This is a genomic window from Celeribacter sp. (assembly GCF_048270365.1).
In the GTDB taxonomy this organism is placed as follows: domain Bacteria; phylum Pseudomonadota; class Alphaproteobacteria; order Rhodobacterales; family Rhodobacteraceae; genus Celeribacter.
In genome coordinates this window covers 1-7,111 of sequence record NZ_JBLWTA010000062.1, presented here as the reverse complement: position 1 = coordinate 7,111, position 7,111 = coordinate 1, and the positions used below count along the sequence as shown (strand labels likewise).

At 62.5% G+C, this 7,111-nt stretch carries 7 protein-coding genes; 5 read left to right on the top strand and 2 right to left on the bottom strand.

Annotation, left to right across the window (positions count from 1 at the left end):
• Positions 1 to 1,460: FAD-dependent oxidoreductase (locus ACN0X0_RS22700; protein WP_417281090.1), on the bottom strand; the 1,460-nt coding region annotated here is incomplete at its 3' end.
• An 11-nt stretch (positions 1,461 to 1,471) separates the two neighbouring features.
• Positions 1,472 to 2,785 (bottom strand): DegT/DnrJ/EryC1/StrS family aminotransferase, encoded by a 1,314-nt coding sequence (locus tag ACN0X0_RS22695; protein ID WP_417281089.1) that lies wholly within the window; start codon positions 2,783 to 2,785, stop codon positions 1,472 to 1,474.
• A 348-nt stretch (positions 2,786 to 3,133) separates the two neighbouring features.
• Here ACN0X0_RS22695 and ACN0X0_RS22690 point away from each other — a divergent pair, with 348 nt between their 5' ends.
• The 5 genes from ACN0X0_RS22690 to ACN0X0_RS22670 all read left to right on the top strand — a co-directional run bounded on the left by ACN0X0_RS22690 (position 3,134) and on the right by ACN0X0_RS22670 (position 7,046).
• Positions 3,134 to 3,925 (top strand): DUF930 domain-containing protein, encoded by a 792-nt coding sequence (locus ACN0X0_RS22690; protein ID WP_417281088.1) that lies wholly within the window; start codon positions 3,134 to 3,136, stop codon positions 3,923 to 3,925.
• A gap of 113 nt (positions 3,926 to 4,038) precedes the next feature.
• Entirely contained in the window at positions 4,039 to 4,329 is a 291-nt protein-coding gene (locus ACN0X0_RS22685; protein WP_417281087.1) for a ribbon-helix-helix domain-containing protein, read from the top strand.
• A 179-nt stretch (positions 4,330 to 4,508) separates the two neighbouring features.
• Positions 4,509 to 4,904 carry a VOC family protein gene (locus tag ACN0X0_RS22680; RefSeq protein ID WP_417281086.1) on the top strand — a complete coding sequence of 132 codons (396 nt, stop codon included), beginning with the start codon at positions 4,509 to 4,511 and terminating at the stop codon, positions 4,902 to 4,904.
• 29 nt (positions 4,905 to 4,933) lie between these two features.
• On the top strand, positions 4,934 to 5,461 hold the full coding sequence (locus ACN0X0_RS22675; protein WP_417281085.1) for a Twin-arginine translocation pathway signal: 528 nt from the start codon (positions 4,934 to 4,936) through the stop codon (positions 5,459 to 5,461).
• A gap of 13 nt (positions 5,462 to 5,474) precedes the next feature.
• Positions 5,475 to 7,046, top strand: a complete 1,572-nt coding sequence (locus ACN0X0_RS22670) for a GMC family oxidoreductase (protein ID WP_417281084.1) — start codon at positions 5,475 to 5,477, stop codon at positions 7,044 to 7,046.
• Positions 7,047 to 7,111 lie beyond the last annotated feature (65 nt).

The window sequence follows — 7,111 nt, the reverse complement described above, 5'->3', positions numbered from 1 at the left end:
GCATGACGAAGCGACCAAGCGGTGATGGTCAGATAGCTGTTGGCAGATCCCTGCGAGGGCCAGGCCGCCGAATCCGCGACGGACAGATTGGGAAGCCGCCAGAACTGACCATAGGTGTTGGTCACACCGGCTTCAGGCTCGGCGGACATGCGCAGGCCACCGATTTCATGCAGGGCTGCCCCAAGCGGATTGACCTGGGTTCGGATCAGCTCTGCGTTGATGGCCTCCGCGACTTTGGGAAGAAACGCATCCATTTGCGCCAAAACCTCTTTGTCGCTCTCGCTGCGGTCGGCAATGACCGCGTATTTCCCAAGGTCACCGGGGCCATCGCTCTGGCCTTGGGTCAGCTTGACCTCGTTGGTTTCCGAGGATTCTCCCACGCCAAAGCAATAGGCCAGCAGATACAGCCCCTCAGGGTCGCAATCCAGCCAGACGGTGGCATGATACGGCGTATACCAGGTCTCGTTGAACGGGCCCTGGATCTGGATGTGATAAGGGCGCTCTTTCGTCGACGGGATGAACGCATAGATCGGTTCGTTCAAAGGCTCACGCAATTTGAACAAGCCCTGAATGAACTGATGATCGGAAACATGCGTCCCGACATGCGGATGCAGTTCCTTCAATCCCGAAGCCAGCGCCAGGCGTGTCGACTGAATAGCCCCTCCTGCAAACGTGTAGTGCCGGGCAACCAGACGATACCGCTGGTCATCTTCGGTCCCCTTGGCAATCAGCCCGGTCACTTGGCGACCGTCATGATCCACGCGTTCGGCAAGCGTATTGGGCACCAGGGTGATCCGGCCGCGGGCCACATCGCATGACAACAGGCCGCTTCTGATCAGCCGGTCGGCAGCGCAGTCAAATCCGCGCGACACGTATCCGTTGCGCTGCTCCTGCGTGTCGACGCCCAAAGAGGCGTGCTCAGCTTCGATCCCGGCATTCGTCAGACTGTCCAGAAATCCCTGCTGGGCATCACCGCGAAAGAACGGCGGTCGGTCGGTGCTGTTTCCCGACACATGCATCAGGTCTTCGGCATGTTCATAATAGGCTTTGAATTCATCAAACGTGACCGGCCAGTCTGCAAAGTCCCATTCGGAGAACCGCGGCGTACACCCGCCCCAGAACAGCGTGCGACCGCCCACGGCCGACCAGGCGTCGCTGTTCAATGGTGGCGCTATGTCTTCGTCGAAATGCTCGCGGTCGGTCCAGGCGGTGCGGTAGCGTACAAGATTGTGAACTTGAGGAGCCAGATCGCTGCGGCTGCGAAATGGCGTTGAGCCGACGTGGTTGGTCAGCACAAACGGCCCGGCTTCCAAAATCACAACCGACAGCCCCTTGCCGGCCAATTCGATCGCGCTGGTGACCCCGGCGGTGCCCGATCCAACGATCAGAACGTCGATGCTGGTCGTTGCCTTGGCGATTGAAAACAGATCTGTAGCGAGCACAGACGAAAGGGATTGCATGAGTTCTGGCCTCAACGATTGAAATAGGCAGTGGCGACTTTGCGGAACGCAAGGATGATGTCGTCGACATCGTCATCCGTGAGTGTGGAGGCGATGGACAAAAGACCGGCTCGGCCGTGCATATCGTCACAGACCGGCAATTGCCCCCGTCCGTAGTCGATTTGCGACGCAAAGCTGTTGGCTGGATGGGTCCAGGGGAAACCATCCCGGCTGTTGGAGCGCTTGCGGGTCAGGCTGGGGATGTTGAAATACCAATGCAGACCCCATTCACGCATAGGCAAACAGCTCAGCGATCCTTCGGGGCCATGAATGCCCTCCGCCCTGACGGCAGCCATGAAGCGCGCGCAGATATCCTCGTCCTCAAAGGACATGATCAGGAATGGACCGCTGTCGCCGTCGGGGTCGATGACATTGCGGAACTTGATCTGGGGGATCTCCTCCAACGCCGCGCGGATGCGCCATTTAGCCTGTCGCATGGCGCCTGTGATCTTGGCCAGCTTACGCGATTGCGCCAGCGCCATCGCCCCGGCCAGGTCTGACATACGCGCGCCGATGCCCCACAGCTGGCAGGTCTCGTCCGTCGGATCCAGCCGACCAGCTTCATCGCGGGCATAGCCCAGATCATGCAACGCCACGATCCGGCGGAACAAAGCATCATTGTCGCTGACAACCATGCCGCCATCGCCCGATGTCATGTTCTTGTTCAACTGGAAGCTGAACGTTGCGACGTCCCCGAAACGTCCCACTGCCGTGCCGTTTTGACTGGCACCGGCAGCCTGCGCGCAATCCTCGATCAGGCCGATACCATGCGTTCGGGCAATATCGGCAATCTTCGAAACATTGCCAGGGGCGCCACTCATGTGAACCAGCAAGATGGCACGAGAGCGGGGGGTTATCTTGGCCTCGAGATCCGCAGGGTCCATGCAGAAGGTATCGTCGATATCAACCAGCCGCGGGATCGCCCCGGCCCGGACAATAGCCGAGATACAACTCACCCACATATAGCCGGCGACCAGAACTTCATCGCCAGGGCCCACCTCAAGCGCGGACAGGGCAATGGACAACGCCGCGGTTCCCGATGAAACCGCCAGCGCGTTGGAATGCCCGTAGGTCTCGCACCACTCCTTCTCGAGCGTTTCCACCATATGCTGTGGGTTGGGACCATAAAACCTGAACGGGCTTTGAGACTTTACAACCCGCTCAACAAGTTCGCGTTCTTCTTCGCCGATCCAATGAGCTCCTGGAAGTTCCCATGGCAACGGTTTTGTACGAACAGGTTCACCGCCTTCAATCGCCAGGCGATTGGCACGAACTGATGGTTGCATAAATCCCCCTCCTAACACCAATGTTTAGAGCCGTAGATTCCAATGTTTAAGAATGTACTACCCAAACATTGCTACGAATTCATATTCCAGCTGCGTCAGGGTCGATCATCGTTCTCTGTTCTCTGAATGTCCTTTGGACTTGGGTAAAGCCCGCCGATCGCGGCGACGGAAAACGAGGCGTTCACGGTTCACGAAAGGGCAGATTGCAGCCCTGAAGACGCTGCGGAGAACGGGTGTCTGCTCAAGTCTGGTCGGCACTCCCGCATGATGCGCCAGACGCCGGAATTTCGGCTTATTTGGCGAGCAGGGTTTCTCCCTTGTTCCCTTCGGCGATCTCCGGCCACGCCCTTGACCTTTTCGAGCACCGACGACCGGCTGCCTTTCCGGATGCGCTCCGGTTTTGCCATCTCCGCATTGCTGCATGCCGTGCTTCTCTCGGCGCTCACGCTCGCCGTGCCGCGCGATGCGCCGAGGCCGTCGCTCGAGACGATCCCTGTGGAACTTCTGGCCCTGCCCGCGCGAACCGGGTCGCGGCGCCAGCAGGCTGGCACCGACAACACCCCGGTCGAAGCACCGCACTCGCCCCCTTTCACCACAGCGCCTGCCGGTGAAACCGCCCGGCGCGTGACGCCGTCGGCCGCGCCGGAAGCCCCCATCCTCCGCGACAAGGCACCTGCACGGGAGAGGGCGAAGGACAGCGCCCGCCTGCGGCCGGATCCCCCTCGCCGCGACCGACCAACGCCAATGGTGCGCGCCGAAAAGGTCTATTCCACCGCCGCGATGGACAGCCCGCTCGGGCGACAGACACGGGAAGACCTGAAGGGCTTCGACCCGCAGGAGCGCCTTGTCCAGCTCTGCAACTACGAGGCCGTGGAGCAGGTTCGCCACGCCCGACCAAAGCTGCACGCGGATTTCGTCAACGCCTACGCCCGCGCCGATCTGCGGTTCGACGGAGCGACCCTTTCCGCGCAAGGAGCCGCAATCCATGGCGGCGCGGACTGGTATGCGCTCGCCTTCGTCTGCGAGGCGGCGGCGGGCCTCGAGCGGGTCACCGGTTTCACCTATTCCCTCGGCGAGAAGATCGCCCGCCGCGACCTCGAACGCTTCGGCCTGCCCGATGGCGATGTTCACCCGGACTGAGCCGTCCCGCATCCGCACTTGTGCGCAGGCCTCTTGGCGCTACCATGGTTGAACGGCAGCGCCAGCGGAATGACTGGCGGACAAGACACGCGGACACCGCGCGGGAGGACCCCATGTGCCACATCTTCGCCGGGCAGGACCCGGACGACTACGAACCCGAGACGCGCCGCATGCGCCTCAACGGCCAGAGCACGAGCATCCGCCTGGAGCGATCGTTCTGGGACATCGTCGACGAGATCGCGGCGGCGGAGGGCGTCTCGACCCCGGCCTTCATCTCCAAGCTGCACTCCGAGGTACTGGAACTGCGGGGCGAGACCCGCAACTTCACCTCGCTGCTGCGCTGTGCCTGTCTCGTGCGCCTGCGCCAGACGCTGCCGCAGATCCACCTCGAGGCGGCCGAGTAAAAAACGTCCTGTAGTAAATCGATACTACCCGGAGCGAGGTCTCCCGTCCCAGTCTGTCGTTATCGCAAGTCAAAAGACGAGCGTTTGCTGCAAGTGCGAAATCTCGCATCAGCTTGACGGTAGACCGATACGCCAGCCCCTGGGCACGAGGGCCGGCGGAGACGATCCGGGAGTAAATCGTGGCGAAATGCATTCATGCGATGATACGCGTGCTCGATGAAGCGCGCTCCATCGCCTTCTACAGAACTGCCTTCGAACTGGAGATCGCGGAGCGACTCGAGTTCGACAGCTTCATTCTCATCTATCTCCGCAACGACGAAGCCGACTTCGAGGTCGAGCTGACGGTCAACAAGGGACGCACGGACCCTTATGACCTCGGCGACGGCTATGGGCACATCGCTGTCTGCGTAGACGATCTCGACGCAGAGCACGCGCGCTTCGAGGCAGCCGGGCTCGCCCCGCGCAAGATCGTCGACTTCAACCGCGACGGCGCGCTGCTGGCACGGTTCTTCTTTGTCCAGGATCCGGACGGCTATCAGATCGAGGTTCTGCAAAGGCACGGCCGCTACCGCTAGGTGACGGCTGTTTCGGGAGGGAGGAGATTATGACCGAAACGCTTGTATCCCCAAGAGGGCTTTCCAGACGGCAACTGCTGACGCTTGGCGCGGCAGCGGGCGCCGCCTTCGTCACCGGCCCCGGCTTTCTCGCCGGGACCGGCGCGGCATGGGCCATGGAGGTGACCCATGTAAAGCCGGCGACGATGGCGGCGCTGATCCAGATGGCACGCGACATCTACCCGCACGATCATGTCGCAGATGAATTCTACGCCACCGCGGTGAAGGGCTACGACAACGCCGACATGGCCGAAACGGTCGAGGTGGGCATTGCCGGGCTCGACGCGGCGGCGCGCGGCAAGGGCCACGCCGACTATCTCTCCATCGGCTGGGAACGCGACCGGGTGGAGATCCTCAGGGGCATGGAGGAAAGCCCCTTCTTCCAGTTGATCCGCGGCGGGCTCGTCACCGGGCTCTACAACCAGAAGGGCCTCTGGCCGCTCTTCGGCTACGAGGGCGAAAGCTTCTCCAAGGGCGGCTACATCCACCGCGGCTTCGACGACATCAACTGGATCTGAGGGAGGGGCTGTCATGGCTGCACCATTCGACCTGAACGACGACAGCGTCGTCGTCATCATCGGCACCGGCGCGGGCGGCGGTGTGCTTGCCAACGAGCTGGCGCAAAAGGGCGTTTCCGTTGTTTCACTGGAAGCGGGCGGACGCTACCTGCCGGAGGACTACATCAACGACGAGTGGGAGAGCTTCGGCCAGCTCGCCTGGACCGAGCCGCGCTCGACCTCCGGCGACTGGCGCGTGGCGAAGGACTTCTCCGGCCTGCCGGCATGGATTGTCAAGGCCGTCGGCGGCACCAGCATTCACTGGGCCGGCGCATCGCTGCGCTTCCAGGAACACGAGTTCCGGGCACGCAGCACCTATGGCAACGTCCAGGGTGCCAACCTGCTCGACTGGCCGATCGACCTGGCGGAGATGGACCCCTGGTACGAAAAGGCCGAGACCAAGCTCGGCGTCACCCGCACCGGTGGCCGCCCCGGCCTGCCGGGAAACAACAACTACAAGGTCTTCGAGGCCGGCGCCCACAAGCTCGGCTACAAGGAAGTTCATACCGGTCGCATGGCGATCAACAGCCAGGACTACGACGAGCGCGTGTCCTGCCAGCAGACCGGCTTCTGCTTCCAGGGCTGCAAGTGGGGCGCCAAATGGTCGTCGGCCTATACCGACATTCCACGCGGCGAGGCCACCGGCAATCTCGAGGTGCGTGACAACTGCCACGCGCTCAGGATCGAGCATGACGCGAGCGGCAAGGTGACCGGCGTCGTCTATGCCGACAAGGACGGTGCCCACCACCTGCAGAAGGCGCGCGTCGTCTGCGTCGCCGGCAATTCCATCGAGAGCCCGCGTCTGCTGCTCAACTCCGCGTCGAGCATGTTTCCCGACGGGCTGGCGAATTCATCCGGACAGGTCGGGCGAAACTACATGCGCCACACCACGGGCTCGGTCTACGCCATCTTCGACAAGCCGGTGCGCATGTGGCGGGGAACGACGATGGCGGGCATCATCCAGGACGAGTCGCGCCACGATCCCTCGCGCGGCTTCGTCGGTGGCTACGAGTTGGAGACGCTGTCGCTGGGGTTGCCGTTCATGGCCGCCTTCCTCGATCCGGGTGCCTGGGGACGCGAGTTCACCACCGCGCTCGACGGCTACGAGAACATGGCCGGCCTCTGGATCGTCGGCGAGGACATGCCGCAGGAGACCAACCGGATCACCCTCAACCATGATCTCAAGGACCGCTTCGGCCAGCCCGTCGCCAATGTGAACTTCGACAACCACCCGAACGACAATGCCATGCGCGATCACGCCTACAGGCAGGCCATGGCGCTGTACGACGCGGTCGGTGCGACACGCACCTTCCCCACCCCGCCCTATCCCTCGACGCATAATCTCGGCACCAACCGGATGTCCGAGAAGCCGCGCGACGGTGTGGTCGACCGCTGGGGCAAGGCGCATGACGTGCCCAACCTCTTCGTCTCGGACGGCAGCCAGTTCACCACCGGCGCGACGGAAAACCCGACGCTGACAATCGTCGCGCTCGCCATCCGCCAGGCGGACCGGATCGCTTCCGAGCTGGCGAAGGGCAACCTCTAACCCCTGGCAAGGGTCCATGCGGGAAACCTCTCAGGCCACGGACTGCCGCTTCGGTCCGTTCGTGG

What these genes read in the sequence shown, in the direction of transcription:
- ACN0X0_RS22695 (WP_417281089.1), bottom strand. Translation starts at nt 2,785, where the DNA reads ATGCAACCATCAGTTCGTGCCAATCGCCTGGCGATTGAAGGCGGTGAA.
- ACN0X0_RS22685 (WP_417281087.1), top strand. Translation starts at nt 4,039, where the DNA reads ATGTGCCACATCTTCGCCGGGCAGGACCCGGACGACTACGAACCCGAG.
- ACN0X0_RS22675 (WP_417281085.1), top strand. Translation starts at nt 4,934, where the DNA reads ATGACCGAAACGCTTGTATCCCCAAGAGGGCTTTCCAGACGGCAACTG.
- ACN0X0_RS22670 (WP_417281084.1), top strand. Translation starts at nt 5,475, where the DNA reads ATGGCTGCACCATTCGACCTGAACGACGACAGCGTCGTCGTCATCATC.